Origin of the sequence: Zoogloea sp. (genome assembly GCF_023150065.1) — a bacterium.
Classification (GTDB): Bacteria; Pseudomonadota; Gammaproteobacteria; order Burkholderiales; family Rhodocyclaceae; genus Zoogloea.
Genome location: NZ_JAKLLN010000094.1, coordinates 368 through 795, shown reverse-complemented (window position 1 = coordinate 795; position 428 = coordinate 368). Strand labels below are relative to the sequence as shown.

At 66.6% G+C, this 428-nt stretch carries 1 riboswitch.

Annotation, left to right across the window (positions count from 1 at the left end):
- Positions 1 to 296 precede the first annotated feature (296 nt).
- Positions 297 to 375: riboswitch (cyclic di-GMP riboswitch) on the top strand.
- Positions 376 to 428: the final 53 nt, after the last annotated feature.

Here is a 428-nt window from a genome sequence, read left to right as displayed (position 1 = left end):
CGGGCCCGACTCCCGAACCGTGAAAAATGGCCCGGCTGCCCCCGCGAGCCTCGCCCCGGCCTGCCCGTCGAGAGGCCTGGATTCCAGCCGTCGTGGCGGGCCTGAGGGGCGCCGTCAGCCCGGCTTCAGGTCGGCAAGCGCCCCTTCCCGGACCAATCCCTTTGCTCCCGGCGCAGTGCCCGGCACCGGCCGAAACGGCACGCAGCCCCCTCTGCGCAGAGGCGCACCTGCAAACCACGTCACGAAACCGCGCACGGCCGCTTTAGGCTTGTCGCATTTTTGTGTTAATGTGTTTCGCAATTCAAAGGCAAACTGCAGGTAACTGCAGGACGCAAAGCCACGGGTCCTTCAAGCAAGGATGGCCGGGTTGCCCGACACGACTCCCGTGCCGGTTCTCGACGCGCTCTGCGTATGCCCTTGGGACACCC